Raw genomic sequence first — 17665 nt, 5'->3', positions numbered from 1 at the left:
CCCCAGGAGCGCGTGCGACGAGGTCACCGCCAGACGTCATGCACCTGCGGTCGGTACTCCCACCGTTCATCGAGAAGCTGATCGATCAAGGCGATGTCGGGGCGCCCCGACACGCGCTGACGGCGCTCAGCCCTCCGAGTTGGCGGTCAATGGCATTCAAGTTTCGCACGACTCTCCGGTCGAATGGACCGTAGTAGTGCCGCATCGGGCAATGCCCGGGCTTACAGAACTACGATGCAGGTACGGAGGTGGTAGCTCTGGCGTCGTGATACCCGACGTAGTGCCGCGGTGTCGCCGTGGGCATTGGATAGCCCAAGAGCACATCCCGTAGAGAGGTGAGGAGGGCATTGTGCTACTCGATGGAATCAACCACATCGCCTGGATTTCCAAGGACGCCGCCCGACTCGGCCGGTTTTACGCCGACGTGTTCGGCGCAGAGGTCGGGCCGACCCGCCCCCATGGACAGGACGGTCAAGAGACGATGACCATTATTCGCATTGGCCCGCATACCCATCTGAACATTTTCGTGATCGAGGGCAACACCGAGGCGGACCGTCAAACGCCGATGTGGGGCCGCGGGCGCATCGATCACTTCGGTCTACAGGCCGCCTCGCCTGAGGCGTTCGCCACCATCCGGCAACGACTGATCGACCGCGGCGCAAGTGATGGCACCATAAACGATTTCGGAGAAGTGAACAGCATTTTCTTCCGTGACCCCGACGGACTCGAAGGCGAAGTGCTCATTGCCAAAACCTCGACCTGAGGCACCCGGCAATCAGCGCGCTTACCAGTCTTCGGCGTCGCAGGTAAGCTAATTGGGCCAAGTCGAGAAGCGGATCGCCGATGAAAGAGCGCGGACTCCTGATTGCTGTCCTCGTGCTCCCGTTCGTCATCGCGGCGTGCAGTGGCAGCGGTGATGATCAGCAGCGCGCGACCGCGTCGGCCGTCTCGAATCCGCCCAGCGCTGCGACGCGGACCGCGCCCGACGCCGAGGAGCCCACCGTCCCCGGAGGTGAGGCCGCGTCTACGAAGGCGGCGGCGCCGCCTAGGCCATCGATCACCATCCTGACGCCCACCGACGGTTCGACAGCCCGCAGTGGCGAGGTGACGGTGTCCGTCTCGGTAGAGGACTTCAACGTCGTGGAGCAGCAGGTCCGGCCGCCGTTTCCACCACAGGTGGCCGGAGAGGGCCACGTCCACTTCTACCTCGACACCGAGACGCTTCCAACAACCCACTCGCCCCCGGCCACGGGCACCTACCGCTCCATATCCGAGACCACCCACGCGTGGACCGGCATTGCCCCCGGCAGGCACACATTCGCGGTCCAGCTGATCGGCAACGACCACGCTCCACTCAGCCCGCTCGCGCAGGACCAGGTCACCATCACCGTCGAGTAGCACGGCTCTAACATGCTGGGGGACAGGATGATTGGGGTTTGTAAACCCTCTCGAAGAGAAGGGTCACGGTGACGTATCGACATGACGCGATACTGACCGCACTTACCCCGGCCGAGCGCAATGCGGTGCTGCAGCAGCAGCACGACGCGCTCACCCGGCGCGTCGCCGAGGCACACGCCGCGCTGGCCCTTATCGACACCGCGCTGGGCTGCGAACACGGCGACCTGGCGGTCTGCCCCCGCTTCCAGGCTGTGCTGGCCGACCGCGTCAAACACCGTTAGCTCAACCGGTCTCGCGCCGATCTGGCCCAGAGGGTGTGGTGGCACGCGATGGGCTCGTCGCCTCGTCTGCTTCGCGCCAGGCTTCTCGGCCCGAGTGCGCTGCGAGCACGGCAACGACCAGGGCGACCACGGGGTCGGCCCACCACCAGCCGACTGCGGCGTTGAGTCCCAGCCCGGCCAGCACGGTGATGGACAGGGCGTTGGACATCCACGTTTCGGAGGACTGGGCGACCAGCACGGGGTTGTTCAGCGCCCGCCCGGTGCGCCGCTGGGTTAGGGCGACCGGGATCATGACGATCAGGGCGACCACGTTGAGCACGATGCCGATCAGCGACTCGCCAGCCTTGTCTTGCGTGACCAGATCACGGATCGATTCGAACGCCACATAAGCGGCGAGGGCGTAAAAGGTCATCGCGATGGCGCGCAGCGCGGGCCGTTGGCGGGCGTGCGCGCCGCCGCGCAGCTGCCAAATGACCACGGCGGCGGCGAAGACCTCGATCCCCGAGTCGATGCCGAAGCCAACCAGTGCGATGGATCCTGCTGACAGTCCGGCGGTGACGGCGATGACGCCTTCGAGCACGTCCCAGACGACGATGAACCACGCGAGTGCCAGCCCGCGCCGAACGAGGGTTTCGTCAGAAGGCTGCGTCATGGCGAACCGGTCGTCGGGGTGAGGCGTTTCCTGCTGGTGTGCCTTCGCGCGTCTTGAATGCTCGGGATCACGACGGCGCCGCCGCCGTCGCGGTGTGCGGCGATGATGTCGGTCGGCCGACCGGTGTGACGGCTAGTGGCTTGGCGCGGCCGGCGCGCACACCGTTGGCGATGACGACGACCTCGGCGAGTTCGTGGACCAGCACGACGGCGGCCAGGCCGAGGACCCCGAACAGGGCGAGCGGGATCAGCGCGGTGATCAGGGCCAGGGACAGGCCGACGTTTTGCAGCATGATGCGTCGCGCGCGGCGGGCGTGGCCGAAGGTCTGGGGGAGGTGGCGGAGGTCTTCGCCCATCAATGCCACGTCGGCCGTTTCGATGGCCACGTCGGTGCCCATCGCGCCCATCGCGATACCCAGGTCGGCGGTGGCCAGTGCGGGGGCGTCGTTGACGCCGTCGCCGACCATGGCGGTGGAGCGTTCGGTTCGCAGATTTTCGATCAACCGGGCTTTGTCTTCGGGACGCAGCTCGGCGTGCACGGCGTCGATGCCGACGTCGCGGGCGAGCGCGGATGCGGTGGTGTGGTTGTCGCCGGTGAGCATGGCGACGTGGTAGCCGTCGCGGCGCAGCTGGGCGACGACCTCGGCGGCCTCGGGCCGCAGTTCGTCGCGCACGGCGATCGCGCCGATCACCTGGCCGTTGTCTTCGACGAGGACCGCGGTGGCGCCGGCCTGCTGCATGCGCGCGACATCGCCGGCCAGTGCTCCTGGCTCGAGCCAGCCTGGGCGGCCCAGCCGGATGGTGTGCCCGTCGCGGCGGCCGGTGAGGCCGGCTCCGGTCGCAGCTTCGACGTCGGTGGCCGGGGTGACGTTGTCGACGGCGGCCAGGATCGCCGCGGCCAGCGGGTGTTCGCTGCGCGCTTCCAGCGCCGCAGCCAGGTCCAGGACGTGTTCGCGGGTGGCGCCGTTGGTGGTGGCGATATCGATGACGGCGGGCCGGTTGGCGGTCAGGGTGCCGGTCTTGTCGAGGGCGACACCGCGGACTGCGCCCAGAGCTTCCAGTGCGGCACCGCCCTTGACCAGTGCGCCGAGTCGGCTGGCCGCGCCGATCGCGGCCACCACGGTGACCGGCACCGAGATCGCCAACGCACACGGGGAGGCCGCGACCAGCACGACCAGCGCGCGTTCGATCCACGTGGTCGGGTCGCCGAAGATGCTGCCGATCACCGCGATCAGCGTCGCGGTGATCATCACCCCCGGCACGAGAGGTTTGGCGATGCGGTCGGCCAGGCGTTGGGAAGCGCCCTTGCGGGATTGTTCGGCCTCCACGATGCGCACGATGCGGGCCAGCGAGTTGTCCTCGGCGGTGGTGGTGACCTCGACCTCGAGTGAACCGGTGCCGTTGATGGACCCGGCGAACACCTCGTCACCGGGTCCTGCCTCGACGGGCACCGACTCGCCGGTGATGGCCGAGACGTCCAGCGCGGTGCGGCCGTGGCGGATGACGCCGTCAGTGGCCATGCGCTCACCGGGTTTGACCACCATCCGGTCGCCGATCCGCAATTCGGCTGGGGCGACGATGATTTCGGTGCCGTCGCGCAGGATGGTTGCCTCTTCGGGCACCAGCGACAGCAATGCGCGCAGGCCGCGTCGGGTGCGGGCCAGCGAGTACTCCTCGAGGCCCTCACTGATGGAGAACAGGAACGCCAGCATGGCGGCCTCGCCGACCTCGCCGAGGATCACCGCGCCCACGGCGGCGATGGTCATCAGTGTGCCGACGCCGATCTTGCCCGTGGCCAGCCGCTTGAGCGTGGAGGGAACGAAGGTGTAGGCGCCGACGACCAGGGACAGCGCTTCCAGCGTGAGAATGACCGGTCGCGCCGCATCCGCGAAGCCAGCAATCAGCGCCCCTAGCAGCAGCACACCCGAGATGGCGGCGAACTGCAGTTCGCGCACCTGCCACAGGCGTTCGGGCTCGTGCTCCTCGGCCTGTTCGTCGGTCGCGGCTTCGTCGTGGCCGCAGCCGCACGCGTCGCTCATTTGCTTCCCCTCGTCTTGGTCGTTCCCCTGGCACGGGTTCCGTAATTGGGGCATAGCGCCACCTTGTTGCCGGTGGCGGCCAGTAGCGTCTCGGCCGAGGCCAGCAGATCCATCAGCTCCGGGCGGGTCAGCGAGTAGAACATCTGCCGGCCCTCGGGACGGCCGGTTACCAGACCGCACTCACGCAGACAGGCCAGATGCGCCGACACGGTCGACTGCGCCGCTCCGAGCAAGCCGGTCAGATCCACCACGCGGGCTTCGCCTTCGGTGAGTCGCTCCAGGATCGCCAGCCGGGTCGGGTCGGACAGGCCGTGAAACAGCGCCACAGCCGGTGTCAGGTCTGTGGTGAATCGCGTTGAGGATCTACCCGTTGTCATCGCCATTCGACGATGATAGCGTACAAACCAAATTGATCGGGAAATTACGGTGATAGCGTTCACAGGCGTTGATTCGGGAGGTGGAGATGATCGAATCCGAACGCAAGCGGTGGTGGGCCTTGGCCGGGTTGCTGATCGCGGTGATCACGGTCGCGTTCGACATCACGATCAGAACGTGACGCCTGCTCGACACACAACCCACCCGCCCTCGGGCCGAAAAGCGTTCGGTCACAACCCAATCAGCGGACCGAGCGATGGGATGACTCGAACACCGTTGCCGATCGTAGAAAGGGGTAACTGCGATGTTGATGAACCGGGCCGAGACCGGGCTGGTGAATTCGCCGCCGCGGCGCTGGCTGCAACGCATCTATGAGGTGCCGGTGCTGCTGCGGTTTGGCGGCCGCCTGCTGCCCGGCACCCGAGCATTGGAGATCGGCTGCGGGTCAGGATACGGCTCGAAGCTGATCTTGGAGCGGTTTGGGGCGGACACCGTGGACGCGGTGGATCTGGACCCGGCGATGATCCGTCGCGCCGGCCGGCGCCTGGCCCGCTACGGGGATCGGGTCCGGCTGGCCGAGGGCAGCGCCACCGATCTGCGCACCGCACTGGATGCCGACGACGACAGCTACGGCGCGGTCTTCGATTTCGGGATCGTGCACCATATCCCGGATTGGCGAAAAGCCACCGCCGAAGTCGCCCGGGTGATCGCACCGGGTGGTCGGTTCTACTTCGAGGAGGTCACCTCCCACGCCCTGGCGCGCCCCATCTACCGGCGGTTGTTTGATCACCCCACCGACGACCGATTCAGCGCCGAACAGTTCCTCGATGAACTGGCCCACCACGGCCTGGTGGTGCTCGGATCGCTCACCCGAATCCAGGGTGATTACCTGCTCGGCGCTGCCGCCAAGCCCGTGCGCACCGGGGGTGGGCGGTGATGGCGATTGCTGTGCTGGCTCTGTTCGCCGCCATGATGCTGGTGATGGGCGCCCTGCGCGCAGCGATTCAACGACGCCACACCGGCGAGATCGGCACGCGACGCACACTGCGCCCTGACGGCTCACTGGAGTGGTGGGCGTTGGCCGGAACCGACCTCGGTTGGCTGACTGTGGGGATCGGGGCACCCGTCGCCGACCTGGCCGGCATGTCGCCGCTGGCGATCCTGGATCATTCGGTGCTGCGCGGGGTCGGTGTCGCGATCGCGGTGCTCGGCATACTCTTGGCTTTCGCCGCTCAGATGGTCATGGGCGCGTCCTGGCGGACCGGGATCGACGAGGCGGAACGCACGACTCTGGTCACCGCCGGTGCCTTCCGGGTCGTTCGCAACCCGATCTTCACCGCCGCAACTGTCGCGTTTATCGGACTGGCGCTCATGGTGCCCAACGCGGTGGCAGTCGCCGGCCTTGTGGTCTCGGTGATCGGCATAGAAGCACAGGTGCGCTTCGCCGAAGAGCCCTACCTACGCCGGAGCCACGGCTTGGCTTATCTCGACTACGCCTCCCGCGTGGGCCGCTTTCTACCCGGCATCGGCCGTCTGCAACCTGAACATCAGCACCGGAGCTAGAGCCGATGTGGGCGAAACGGAGTGATTTGTTGCGTTACTCACCGCGGATCGCGGGCTGCGGCCGATACGCACGTCGCCAAAATTGCTGCGTCACAACCGAATAACTATGGCACCTTCGGCGGTCGAACACCGCCGTATACACCGTGGTTAAGGAGGTGACATGCATGATGCTCGAGGATCTCGCGGCGTGTTGCTGCGATGACCCTGCTTGCCCACCGTGGGCATGCGGGTACCAATGCTGCTGAGCCCGTGCGGGTGATGCAGCGGTTCAGCTGCGCCGCCAGACATCAGCGCATCCGATGATGAAGGGACGATCAGGTGACCGAATGTGAAAGTGTCCAAGCGACGTTCGCGTTCGTCGACCTGTCCGGATTCAGCGTCCTGACTGAAATGTGCGGTGATGAACAGGCGGCCAGTCTGGCGGGCCGCCTGCTTGCCGTGACCCGTGAGTCGCTCGGGCCGGGCGTCGCCATCGTCAAGACGATGGGTGATGCGGTCATGCTGCGTGCCGGCGAGACCGAGCCGATGGTGGCGACGATCCTGCAGCTCGCTGACCGGGCCGCCGATGAGGACGGCTTCCTCGCGCTGCGGGCTGGCATGCACCGCGGCAGTGCCGTGCACCGCGACAACGACTACTTCGGACACGGTGTGAATGTGGCCGCGCGCATCACGGTGCTGGCCGGTGCAGGGCAGGCTCTGGTCACCGACAACGTTCGTCAGGGCTGCGCGCAGCTCGGTCTCTCGCCAGATCCTTTGGGCGCCAAGGAACTCCGCAACATTGCGACACCGATGGAGGTGTACGCGGTCAGCTTGGCGGCGGCCCGCTATCCCACCGACGCGGTGTGCCGCGTGCGCGTCGACCCTGCCAGGGCGGCCAGCCATCTGCGTCACGCCGATCGCGACTGGTGGTTCTGCTCACCGCGGTGCGCTCAACGATTCGCCGCCGCACCAGCGCAATACGCGAGGGTCGAAACAGTAAGCGATCGCCACCAGCGCGGGATTACCCGGGACTGAGGCACAGATCGGGCTTACCTGGCGGGCCGGCCCAGGACCATCGGCGCTGCTGTTATTCATGCTGCGGCGTGGGCCTGCGCCCATGCGTTGAAACCGCCGATCAGATCACTAACCTGTCCGAATCCGTCGGCCCGCATCAGTGACGCGGCCACGCTGGAGCGCCAGCCTCCTGCGCAATGCACCACGATCGGCTTGTCGCTAGGAACTTTCGCCAACTGGGTGCGTAGCTGGGCCAGCGGGATGTGCACCGCGCCCGGAATGGTGCCGACGTCGCGTTCGCCGGGATTGCGGATGTCGATCACTGTGACCGCATTCTCGGCCCGTAGCAGGTCGAGCTCAGCGACGCTGACCCGTGGCGCCGGTTGAACGAGATCGGTCAGCTCCGCCGGGAAGGCAGCCTCAGTGCCGACGGTCAGATAACCGATCACGTTGTCGGAGCCGATGCGGGCCAGCCGCATGGCCGCGGTCTGCTCGTCACCGGGATTGGTGATCAGCGCGATGTTCGCGCCCACCTCGGCGACCATGCCGCCGGTTTCGGCGAAGCGGCCGTCGAAGCCGACGTTGACCGATCCACGGAGATGACCGGCCGCGAAGTCGTCGACCGACCGGGCATCGACCACCCGGACGCCGGCCTGCAGCGCGGCCCGTAGCTGAGCCGCGCTCATCGGGGGAATCCTGCGGTGCTGATCCAGCAGTGGGTGAACCCGCTTGTTCATCGCCGCGTCCATCGAGAAGTATGCGGGTGCCGCGGGCTGGCCGTGGGTGATCAGCTCGACGAAGTCGTCCTCGGTCATCGGCTGCACCGACGGGTTGGTGCGGCGCTGCTCGCCGATCGTCGAGGTCAGCTCGGCCGAGAGGTTCTTTCCGCATGACGAACCCGCGCCGTGGGCGGGCATCACCGTGACGTCATCGGGCAGCGCCAGCAGCTTGTCGTGGATGCTGTGATACATCGCCCGCGCCAGGTCGGCGGTCGAACCGTCACCCAGATTGACCAGATCCGGACGACCCACATCGCCGACGAACAACGCGTCACCGGTCAGCACCGCGACGGGCTCGACGTCGGGACGTTCACGCACCAGGACACTGATCGATTCCCAGGTGTGCCCGGGGGTGGAGAGGATCTCCAGGTCGACCTCACCGAGCGAGAGGTGCTGCCCGTCAGACAGCCGGCGGATCGGGTAGTCGGTCTGGGCGGCCGCACCGAAGCCGATCCACCCGCCGGTCGCCTCAACCAGCTCCAGGTGGCCCGAGACGAAGTCCGCGTGAAAGTGGGTGTTGATTACGCCTTCGATTGTCAACCCGTGCTTGGCGGCGTCGTCGAGGTATTCGGTGATGTCGCGGCGCGGGTCGACAACCACTGCGCGCCCGGTGATTTCGTCGCCAATCAGATACGACGCGTGCGACAAGCACTCGATGTAGTACTGCTCCAGAATCATCGTCTTTCCTCCTCTAGGTGGGCCCTACTGCCTCAACTCGGGGACCCTCACACCTAAGCAACAATACCCGCGGGGGTATTTTATTCCGACGCTGCAGATACCCGCCGGGGTATGTGTAGCATAGCCACGACATACCCCCGGTGGTATTGCACGCCAAGGGTGCGGCTGCTCGACGTTGACAGGGAGGACGACATGATGGTGTCGAACACCTCGATGAGCGGTTCGGTGGCGAGCTCGCCGACATGACGGCCCTGACCGTTGCCCTGGCCGTGGTCGTCGGGGTCTCGCTGGGACTGCTGGGCGGGGGTGGCTCAATCCTGACCGTGCCGCTGTTGACCTACGTCGCAGGGCTGGATGTCAAAGAGGCGATCGCAAGTTCGCTTCTGGTCGTCGGCGTCACCAGCTTGGTCGGCGTAATCGCTCATATCTGGGCCGGGCGCGTGCGGTGGCGCGTCGCACTACCGTTCGGCGCGGCGGCCATGGCCGGGGCTTTCTTCGGCGGCCTACTGGCCGGCGTCATCCCCGAGACGGTGCTGCTGATTGCCTTCGCGGTGATCATGATCGCCGCCGCGATTGCGATGCTGCGCGATCGCAAGAGCACTTCCGCCGGCGACGAGGCTCGGCATGTTCAGGTGGCCAATGTGGCCGTGCTTGGTGTCGCCGTCGGTGCGTTGAGCGGACTCGTCGGCGCGGGTGGCGGTTTCCTGCTGGTACCTGCGCTGGCGCTGCTGGCCGGACTTCCGATGCCCGCCGCGGTCGGTACCTCGTTGGTGGTGATCGCGATGCAATCGTTGGCCGGTCTGGCTGGCCACCTGACCGGTGTACTGATCGACTGGAGCCTGGCAGCGATGGTCACGGCAGCGGCGGTGGTGGGCGGTCTGATCGGCGGACGGCTAACCGGCAGGGTCGACCCCGAAGCGCTGCGCAAGCTGTTCGGCTGGTTGGTTCTGCTACTGGCGGCGGTGATCCTCGCGCAGGAGACAACTCCTGCGCTCGGTGCCGCGTCGGCCGTCCTGACCATGATCGGCGCAGGCGTCTATGTCACCTGCAGCCGCACCATGTACTGGCCGCTGCGTCGGATCATCGCCCACACGAAGCCGGCTGCGGCGGGCTGACTGCTGTGAGCGTCCGGGAAGCATACCCCCACGGGTAATGTTGAAATCTGTGAAACCGCAGGAAAGGAAGCCACAATGGTTGGCGACGAAGACAGCATCGCCGCAGTATTAAACCGGCTGCGGCGCGCTCAAGGGCAGCTCGCCGGCGTGATTTCGATGATCGAGCAGGGACGCGACTGCAAAGATGTGGTCACCCAACTCGCCGCCGTCTCACGAGCCCTCGACCGGGCGGGATTCAAGATCGTCGCGACCGGCCTGCGCGAATGCATCACCGGTGACGGCACCCAGAGCGCCAAGCCGATGACCGAAGCCGAACTCGAGAAGCTCTTCCTTGCACTCGCCTGACCCGCCAACTCCATCTACCTCACCGATTCTCTTTCGTGGCCTACGGACACGGGGTCGGATTGCGTCGGTCCGAGCTGGCGGCGGCCGGCTGGGCTGAACGGGTAGAGCAGTTGGGCGAGGTAGCCGGTGCGATTGTTGGGTGTGGCGGCCATGCCGAGCTGAGTGCAGTCGAGCCGGCGGGTGGTCGTAGGAGTAGGTACCCATCAGGTGATCCCATACCAGGGTGAACAGCCCGAAGTTGACGTCACCGATGCCGGCCCACTTCATGGTGAAAGCGGTGCCCTGGAGGGCCAGCAAATACTTCGCGGGCCGCCCTAGCCTTGCGGGGGCAGGCGTGATCCTGGAATGGCACGAACCGAACCCACCGCTGTTCAGGCTGTCGTCGTCCTGATTGCGGACAATCGCATCTGGATGATGTTCTGCCACACCAGCTATCGCCAGTGTCATGGTCAGCCCGACCTATACCCCTGACCGCCTCATCAATAAGTGCGACGGGCGATGTCCGCACTCACTCGACACTGCCCTGACCGTGGCGGCCAAAGTGTATCGGCGACGCGCTGGCGCCGTTATGTGCAGCAGTTGGGGTCGAGGACAGCGCACAAGGCAGCGACAGCATCGCTGTGGGGACGGTGGTAGACGCTCATCCCACGGCGGTCGGATTCGACGAGTCCGGCCCGCCGGAGCTGGGTGAGGTGGTGGCTGATTGTGGATTCGGTCAACCTCGGACCGGGTCCGCCTTCGAGGCGACGAATGGACCTGGCGTCCCGCCACCGCCGTCGTCGTGATCGCACACACCGACTGCCGCGGAACCCTGGCCGATACCGTCTGCGGCTCGATCAACTTTCATGCTGACCATAACCACGCGCAGTCCTGCCTCGACGACCACCCCGGGTTGCATGGCTACATCGTCGGGCAGGCCGACGCAATCGCCTTGGCCGACTGCGCCTTTCGACGTTTGCTCGTCAGCTGACGAGCCGTCCGACACGAAGAAGGATGGACCAACAGCGGTGCCATGCTCAGCCGGAAGTTGTTAGTGAGCCCGACGGCATAGTCGGGTGTTATCGGCGGCGGCGGTTCATCCGCGACCGAATGGTGGGCTACCTAAGCTCAGAGGGTTCACATGCGCTGCGAATTACTTGACAGTCGAGTCTGACGGCTTTGTTCTGCTGCCAGGCACTGCGACTGTCACTATATGGCGGGGGACCGGGTCACTGGGGATGTCAAATGCTGTGTGTTGCATCAGTGAGGTCAAGTGCGGCGGCGGCCCCTTCGGAAATGCTTTGTGCCGCAACGCGATGAGGAATCCGATGCGTATGTCATTGCCTTGGTACGTTGCGGCCTGCTTGAGGTAGGCTGACTTGTCGCTCATCGGCACCTGAGTGTCGTCGACCTTCATCTCTATGTGAATTGCGAAATCGCCGAATTTCAGGCGCAGATCAACCCGACCGCCGCCCACATGCGACACTTCATACTCGGCGCGCGCACCGAGGGCAGCAACTAAGTAATTGTACAGATCTTCCTGAATCGCGCTTTCAACTGCCGATGGGTCGAACAAGTACGGGTAGTGACCAGACTCGCCAGCGGTTCGACTGACGACAAAGTTGAGCACAAGTCGAAGGACTTCGTCGACTACAGGGATCACCTCGCCCCTGTAGTCCGGACATTCTTTAAACTTTTCCCGAATGCCGTCGTAGACCTCCCGCTGAACCATGTTCAAATGGGCACGGCCAGCGTCGATGTGCTCCATGCCAACTGCAAGCGCTGCCAACGTATCCGGGGAGATCTGCCTCAAGAGAGCTTCATCGGGTGATCCGGCTACTACCAACTGACTAATTGGGGCGGGAAGGGGCGGTGCCGAAGCGCCGCCAGGAGCTTTTCCCGGCAACTCACCACCCCTCGCAGCGCGCCGAGCAGCGTCGATCACTTTTCGCGCCGCCTTTAGCTGTTCCTCTAGCCCTTCATCGGGTTCGACCGCAACACGACCTTCGAGATTGTCGGCGTGCTGTTCAAGATTGCTGAGGTGGCCAGCCTTGCTAGCGAACCCGCTTTCGATCACCGGGTGGATGAGCTTTTGGACACCGCCAACGTCAAGGTCTGAATAATGGACCTCGAACGAACGGCTATGCAGATAAACGTTTAAGAGATCGCTGACAATAACTTCGGCCTGGTAGAAGGCGTCTTTAGTGAATTCAGCGCGCAGGCGGTCCAGATCGTCTATGACGCCGGCCCAGGCGGCGAGGACTGCGCGCGTGCGGTCCCCGTACCAATGGTCCAATCCAGCAGTGTCTGTTGTAAATTGGCGGATTCGAGTGCGGACCTCCTCGATCGTGCTCGGAGAAAGAGCCGCACTGTGCAACGCCCTCAACGGCGTCTCCGCGACGATGGCAGCGACGAGTTGTTGCAGGGCTGAGAGCACTTGGCGCATGACCGCTGCGTCAGCCCTACCATGATTGGTCGCTGCCACGTCTAGGTAGCGATCGGCTTCGTCAAGGTGTGGAGCCATGTCGATAATCGTGTTGGCGCGCAGCGCGCGCGATATCGACATCATCGCCAACGCCCAGACCGCATCGGGCTCTACAGCACCAGCGAGTTCTGAGTTTGAAGATTCTGTAGGATCGAGCGCGGCGAGGCCACGAATTCGAACTGCGAGCACGTCTGCTTCCGGCCAAATATCCGCCGCGACGCTGACCGAGCGTATGGCTGCTCGCGCGATCGGCAGGTTCATCGGAGCGTCGAATCGATCAAGAAGTGCGAGCAGCCCGAAGTGTGAGCCGTATCCAGAAGCCACGACCTTTGTGAGGACTTCAAGGGCGTCAGCTGCAACAAGGTCTGAAGCCTTATCGCGTTGGGCATCGTTGAGAATCGATTCGACGACCGAGGGAAGAGTTGTGGCCAGGAGCCTACCGGTGGCGCGGATCGCGCCCTTTGCCGCGGTCAGAGCATCAAGAGACTCGCGCATTAACGTCGGTTCTCTTGTGGCCATGACGGATTCAGCTACTGCGGTGAGAGCAGCCACCGCGTGCTCGTGGGGTGTATCTCCGGCGTCGCGCGCGGCCAATTGCGCTAGAAGCGGCAAAGCGGGTTTTCCCGCAAGCGATGCTGCGTCTTGGGTGATTCGGCCCCACCCACCCACTCTGTCAATAGCGTCGTCCGGGAATGGGTGGCCTGCCGACGTCTCAGCAAGGGTGGTCAAAGCGTCGGCGAGCGTGATGTTCTCGTGTGCGTTCAATCGCCTCCTTTTCTACCTAGCTGCGGATTTTCCTTGTGCGTAGTGACCACTCGGTCAGGCCGTCCTACCAGACATATTGGTCGCCTGTCGCGATGAGTCGACTAGCGTCAGGAAGCAGGTCAAGAAGTGGCCCTGTGTTTCGAGTGGCCACAAATATCTGCATAGGAGCGTCGTCGGCGACCTCGATGAGTGCGGCAATCATGGTGGCGAGGTCTCCATCGGGGATCTCCTCTGCGGCCGGCGAGTCGAGTAGAAGCAGTCCTGGATGTCGGCCAAGTCCTGCCACGTAGCCGTGTCGGATCAGGGCGATCACTGTCGCCACCTTTACCCGGAGTTGCTCGCCAGGTGTGAGCGCACCGTAGGTCGCCGGATCACCGCCCTTAAGGAGCTTCATGTTGGCCGCGCCATCCAGTTTCACGTCGCTGAGGCTGTCACCGCCGAAGCTAATGGTTAGGCGTTCGATATCGGCGGAGATCGCGGCCAGCAGGGGATCCTGGCCATCTTTGACCCACCTTTTGAGGACAGTCTCGGCTGCTGTGGCAACTGCAAGCTGGATGGGATCGACGGGCGGTCCAGTTGTCGCGGGGACTGGCTGCGCAAGAGCATCAGCAGCGCCTTCAGCTCTGGCGATATCCAGTTCCAACCGCTGTCGTTCCTCTGCTGCAGTAAGCAAAGTTGCGTCGAATTCAGCTTCTGCGGTGGCTGTCTCACGTGCTTCGGCGAGTTCTGCCAGCTGGTCTTGCAGCGCAGATATTGCCGCATCGGTGTCTTCCAGCGCTTGCTTCAGCGCATCAATTTCGTCGCGAGGCGGGGGATCAGGATCTTCCGCCTCCGTGTCCGCCGACCGCGATGTGTCGGCTGTGGACGTGGCCTCGACGGTCGCTTGCACATCTTCAAGATGGAGGTCGTTGGTGCAGACGGAGCACTTGTGTGAGTCGGACTCTGCCGCTCGGCGTTCCTCAGTCACGGCCGCGGTGCATCGCGGGCACACGGTTGGTTCCATCTGATGGAAGAACTTTGTGAGAAGAGCGTCCTCGTACTCTGTGTGTTGTCGGGCGTGGGCCGCCTTCAATTGCTGTGAAATAGATTGTCTTGCAGCAGATTGCTGTAGCTTTTGAAGCTCGATACGGTTTATCTCGAGAGTCGCTTGACTTGCGCGGGCACTTGCTGCCGTAATCTTCGCGAGGTCGGGAGTTCCCGACCGTAACGCAGAAATCCGCGATCGGAGACTGTCCACCTTCGACTGCGCCTCTAATCGCGACGCCGTGACTGCGTCCGTTGCGGTCTTCGTACGCTCCTCGGCGGTCACCTGTTCAGCGTTAAGAGTTCCGGCAACTGTTGACGCTGCTGCAAGAACAGGTACCCAGTCCGTACCGATGAACATCTGCATCAACCGTACGCTGAGGGTTGGTTCCTTGCCGATGATCGAAGCGAGGTACTTCGGCCGCACCCAAAGTGCGTTTGTATATGCCGGCCACTGATGCGAGGTGGGCTTCCCTGACTGCGACACCGTGATGGGATCAAGCCTGAGTCTGTTGAGCATGACCGAGTTCATCGCGTCTTCGAAGGAGTCTCGATCAAAGGTTGTCAGCACGTTGCCGACTGCTCCGTCAGCGGCGAGGAGTGACACGGTTCCTGTCGTGGCATGGCCATCCGCGGCGTCGAATTGGACGCGTAAGGTCTCGTGGCCGACGCCCCAGTCAACCTCGACATGCTGAATCCATCGCTGCACATCAGGAGAAAATTCAGAGCAACGCCCCGACAACGACCACAACAGCACGTTCAAAACTGATGACTTGCCGCGAAGGTTTCGTTCAGATCCCAAACCGTTTACGCCGTCTTGGGGAAGCCACTCGAAGTGAAACGGGACTAGAGCTCGTCTGACGAGTTTGTCTTCTCGTCCGTCAGCCGTGTCCGCGTCGCCGGAGGTTTCGTCTGGCAGCGATTGAGGAAGTGCCGGTGCTGGATTCGCGGTGGCCGGTCCTGGGGCGACGTCGAGTTCACTTGAACCGGCCGCCTCTTCAATCGGGAAACCCTCGGCATCGGGATGATCTGGCGCAAGGCGCTTTGTGCCGCTGAACATCATGCGTTTTGCACGGAGGCGGACGGGGACTCCCTTCGACGACGACGTGGGGATGCCGAGTTCGTTAAGCACGCCGTCCACAACCTCGACTCCGAGGTCGATCGGATCCTTCTTCTTTCGGCCAAGTGTCTTGACGATTTCCTCGGCGAGGGCACTCATTCTCCGTCTCCTTCGAGACCGCCGTTGCTCTGTGTTGTCAGCGCTTGCAGTCGCGCCCGCACCCCATCAGCAATCGACCCGATACGCAGCCCCAACTCCGTGCCGGCATATGTTGCCTGCTCGTACTGACGTTCCTTCAGTTTCGAGCCAACCGTGTCTCCGGCGACGAGCGACACGAGTTCGGCCTGGCGCACGTACCAGCTCAATACGGGATCTGTGGCGAGTTCGGCGACCGAGGCCGCGCCCCGCGCCGTGAGGAACAAGGTGTTTCGTTGGCTCTTGGATCCTGGTTCACCGCTGCGGCGGAATGTCGCGAGCCCGTACGTCTCCAGTAGTGCAACCGCGTCATCGATTGCCTCGTATGCGCCGTAGAGCCAACGCGGAGTGGGGTACCACCGTAGGTCAGGTTCAGGATCGTCAAGCAGTGCTTGCGCAGTCTTGAGGTAAGAGTCCGCAATAGCCTCATTCTCGACCTGGGTGATCAGCTCATCAGCGAGATAATCCGGATTTCGCATCCAGAAGTCCATCGCCTGCAATCGAAGTTCGCTTCGAACTGCTTTGACCGCGAGATCGGGGTCGCTGTCGACAGCAGCTTCGCCGCAGCTGTCTAGGAGCACGAGCAGTCTTATTGCGTGTTGGGTTCGTGTATGAGATGGGCGTGCGCTCGTAGCTGACGGGTCGACTGTCATTGACGCCCCCTTTCGTCAGAGCCTGCTGGCGAGCCGGCCGAGCCGTCGAGAGCGAAACCGTGCTAATCACCCCGCTGACGTTCACGACGATATATGGAATCAGGTGGTCCAATCGGGCAGTGCTGGGTATTCCGCGCGTCGCCAGAGAGCTTGTAAGCGCTTCTGTTGGACCCGCGCTTCAACGTTCTACGGAATGTCGGAGCAGCTCCTTAAAATCGTGCTTTCAGCTATCGAGACTGCTCAGTCTGAAAGGCGGCGAAGCGCATGCCGAAGCCGAAGAATGTTCTGAGGGACGTACATCTGGAAGTCGAGAGAGCGAAGGCGCCGCGCATCTGCTCTGCTCATAAGACCGGAGCACACTCCCACAAGATCCAGCCGGGGCAACTGTGCCTCGTCATCACAGAGCAACGGATCAAGAAGAACTACTGCGCCTCGGGCGCGGCCGCGGTTTTGGATCTCGCCACCACCGAACTTTCGGAGCTGCAATCTCACTTGGTTGTGCTCCGTCAACAACTCAGCGTCTGACGACTGGTATAACCCGGACGACGGTCGATACCTGCACGTTTGCAACGAAGATTGACAAGCTCCTGCGACACGCCGAACTTTTGTCAAAGTAGCCCGGCGTTTCTTGTCAATCTTCGTTGCATCTCGACACCTCGAGCCGAGTAGATCCGCCGAGGCAGCGCCGTTCGCAACCGTGATGGTTCGTGGCGTCGTACGGCTTCGGCCGAATCAAGGCCGCTGCCACCGGCGAAGTGAGGTGGAGACGGTACGGCCTGGCGTCGACGACCTCTGCCGCTGCCGCAGGTCTGGTCGATGAGTTCGAGTATCCGCGCAACCGGATCGCAGGCTCGATACCGCTGGGCGAGAATTGCGGCGCGTACGGTACGACGGATCCCGCAGGGGCGTGTCGAGGTCGACCCCAACGCCGAACGCCGCTACGCGCGCTGCGGTCATCGGCTTGTCTTCACGACCGCCCGCGATGACTGCGTACCCCGTAGCTGCCGTTGGTGACGACGACATCGGCGAGAGGGAGGAGGACGTCGAAGGGGATGAACGGCGCGATCCGCGCATTGGGCGGTACCCGCAGCTCACCGTCGCCCGATTGTCGGCCCAATGTCGCAACAACGAGCATGTCGGTATCAGCCAGCCGCACGTCGTGGGAAAGCCGACGGCAGCGCAACCCGAACCGAACCGCGGCGAAGTGCCGGGTGTGGTGTCGGCGGTGTGTGGCGGTCAGGCCGCCCTGGTTGCTGGTGGTGCGGGGCCGCCGGGTTCACCGGCGTTG

General features: G+C 63.9%; 18 protein-coding genes and 1 pseudogene. 11 read left to right on the top strand and 8 right to left on the bottom strand.

Annotated features, from left to right (window positions below):
* Nucleotides 1–349 precede the first annotated feature (349 nt).
* From AU194_RS06780 to AU194_RS06770, 3 genes are all read left to right on the top strand, one after another.
* A complete protein-coding gene (locus AU194_RS06780) occupies nt 350–763 on the top strand; it encodes a VOC family protein (RefSeq protein ID WP_059088479.1) in 414 nt (137 codons plus the stop codon).
* 80 nt (nt 764–843) lie between these two features.
* Nucleotides 844–1398 (top strand): DUF4399 domain-containing protein, encoded by a 555-nt coding sequence (locus AU194_RS06775; RefSeq protein ID WP_059088478.1) that lies wholly within the window; start codon nt 844–846, stop codon nt 1396–1398.
* 68 nt (nt 1399–1466) lie between these two features.
* Nucleotides 1467–1679 (top strand): hypothetical protein, encoded by a 213-nt coding sequence (locus tag AU194_RS06770; RefSeq protein ID WP_231743196.1) that lies wholly within the window; start codon nt 1467–1469, stop codon nt 1677–1679.
* A gap of 1 nt (nt 1680) precedes the next feature.
* Here AU194_RS06770 and AU194_RS06765 read toward each other — a convergent pair whose 3' ends face one another.
* From AU194_RS06765 to AU194_RS06755, 3 genes are all read right to left on the bottom strand, one after another.
* Nucleotides 1681–2259 carry a cation transporter gene (locus AU194_RS06765; protein ID WP_197417535.1) on the bottom strand — a complete coding sequence of 193 codons (579 nt, stop codon included), beginning with the start codon at nt 2257–2259 and terminating at the stop codon, nt 1681–1683.
* 139 nt (nt 2260–2398) lie between these two features.
* Nucleotides 2399–4423: a heavy metal translocating P-type ATPase gene (locus AU194_RS06760; RefSeq protein ID WP_369804040.1), complete on the bottom strand. Its 2025-nt coding sequence runs from the start codon at nt 4421–4423 to the stop codon at nt 2399–2401.
* Nucleotides 4366–4752: a metalloregulator ArsR/SmtB family transcription factor gene (locus tag AU194_RS06755; RefSeq protein ID WP_059088475.1), complete on the bottom strand. Its 387-nt coding sequence runs from the start codon at nt 4750–4752 to the stop codon at nt 4366–4368. The genes AU194_RS06760 and AU194_RS06755 overlap by 58 nt, the downstream gene beginning before the upstream one ends.
* A 302-nt stretch (nt 4753–5054) precedes the next feature.
* Between AU194_RS06755 and AU194_RS06750 the strand changes: the two genes are divergently transcribed.
* The 3 genes from AU194_RS06750 (at nt 5055) to AU194_RS06740 (ending at nt 7321) form a co-directional block, all read left to right on the top strand.
* Entirely contained in the window at nt 5055–5681 is a 627-nt protein-coding gene (locus AU194_RS06750) for a class I SAM-dependent methyltransferase (protein WP_059088554.1), read from the top strand.
* Nucleotides 5681–6307 (top strand): isoprenylcysteine carboxylmethyltransferase family protein, encoded by a 627-nt coding sequence (locus AU194_RS06745; protein ID WP_082698512.1) that lies wholly within the window; start codon nt 5681–5683, stop codon nt 6305–6307. Before AU194_RS06750 ends, AU194_RS06745 begins: the two co-directional genes overlap by 1 nt.
* A 318-nt stretch (nt 6308–6625) precedes the next feature.
* Nucleotides 6626–7321 carry an adenylate/guanylate cyclase domain-containing protein gene (locus AU194_RS06740; RefSeq protein ID WP_059088474.1) on the top strand — a complete coding sequence of 232 codons (696 nt, stop codon included), beginning with the start codon at nt 6626–6628 and terminating at the stop codon, nt 7319–7321.
* A 56-nt stretch (nt 7322–7377) separates the two neighbouring features.
* On the opposite strand, the gene AU194_RS06735 is transcribed toward AU194_RS06740, so the two are convergent.
* The gene (locus tag AU194_RS06735; protein ID WP_059088473.1) at nt 7378–8757 is read right to left on the bottom strand and encodes an MBL fold metallo-hydrolase; all 1380 of its coding nucleotides are present in this window, start codon (nt 8755–8757) and stop codon (nt 7378–7380) included.
* Nucleotides 8758–8999: 242 nt separating this feature from the next.
* Here AU194_RS06735 and AU194_RS06730 point away from each other — a divergent pair, with 242 nt between their 5' ends.
* Nucleotides 9000–9872, top strand: coding sequence for a sulfite exporter TauE/SafE family protein (locus AU194_RS06730; protein WP_059088472.1), 873 nt, complete (start codon nt 9000–9002; stop codon nt 9870–9872).
* Nucleotides 9873–9947: 75 nt separating this feature from the next.
* Complete coding sequence (locus AU194_RS06725; RefSeq protein ID WP_059088471.1) at nt 9948–10217, top strand: metal-sensitive transcriptional regulator; 270 nt, start codon at nt 9948–9950, stop codon at nt 10215–10217.
* Between the two features lie 566 nt (nt 10218–10783).
* Here AU194_RS06725 and AU194_RS30975 read toward each other — a convergent pair.
* Nucleotides 10784–10936, bottom strand: a pseudogene (locus AU194_RS30975) (ArsR family transcriptional regulator); the annotation flags it as partial.
* Between AU194_RS30975 and merB the strand changes: the two are divergent.
* On the top strand, nt 10921–11187 hold the full coding sequence (gene merB, locus AU194_RS06720) for an organomercurial lyase (RefSeq protein WP_082698511.1): 267 nt from the start codon (nt 10921–10923) through the stop codon (nt 11185–11187). The pseudogene AU194_RS30975 and the gene merB sit on opposite strands and share 16 nt — an antisense overlap.
* 162 nt (nt 11188–11349) lie before the next feature.
* Here the strand turns inward: merB and AU194_RS06715 are convergent, their stop codons facing one another.
* The 3 genes from AU194_RS06715 to AU194_RS06705 all read right to left on the bottom strand — a co-directional run bounded on the left by AU194_RS06715 (nt 11350) and on the right by AU194_RS06705 (nt 16305).
* Nucleotides 11350–13446: a hypothetical protein gene (locus AU194_RS06715; protein WP_157575933.1), complete on the bottom strand. Its 2097-nt coding sequence runs from the start codon at nt 13444–13446 to the stop codon at nt 11350–11352.
* 64 nt (nt 13447–13510) lie between these two features.
* A complete protein-coding gene (locus tag AU194_RS31675; protein WP_157575932.1) occupies nt 13511–15688 on the bottom strand; it encodes a hypothetical protein in 2178 nt (725 codons plus the stop codon).
* Nucleotides 15685–16305, bottom strand: coding sequence for a hypothetical protein (locus tag AU194_RS06705; RefSeq protein WP_157575931.1), 621 nt, complete (start codon nt 16303–16305; stop codon nt 15685–15687). The genes AU194_RS31675 and AU194_RS06705 overlap by 4 nt, the downstream gene beginning before the upstream one ends.
* 336 nt (nt 16306–16641) lie before the next feature.
* On the opposite strand from AU194_RS06705, the gene AU194_RS31670 reads away from it, so the two are divergent.
* Together AU194_RS31670 and AU194_RS32525 are read left to right on the top strand one after the other, a co-directional pair.
* Nucleotides 16642–16902, top strand: a complete 261-nt coding sequence (locus AU194_RS31670) for a hypothetical protein (RefSeq protein WP_157575930.1) — start codon at nt 16642–16644, stop codon at nt 16900–16902.
* A 457-nt stretch (nt 16903–17359) separates the two neighbouring features.
* The coding region (locus tag AU194_RS32525; RefSeq protein ID WP_231743194.1) for a hypothetical protein at nt 17360–17665 on the top strand (306 nt) is incomplete at its 3' end.

Origin of the sequence: Mycobacterium sp. GA-2829 (assembly GCF_001499965.1) — a bacterium.
Lineage (GTDB): Bacteria > Actinomycetota > Actinomycetes > Mycobacteriales > Mycobacteriaceae > Mycobacterium.
Note: the sequence above shows the minus strand (reverse complement) of the source record. Positions and strands in the feature narration are given on the sequence as shown.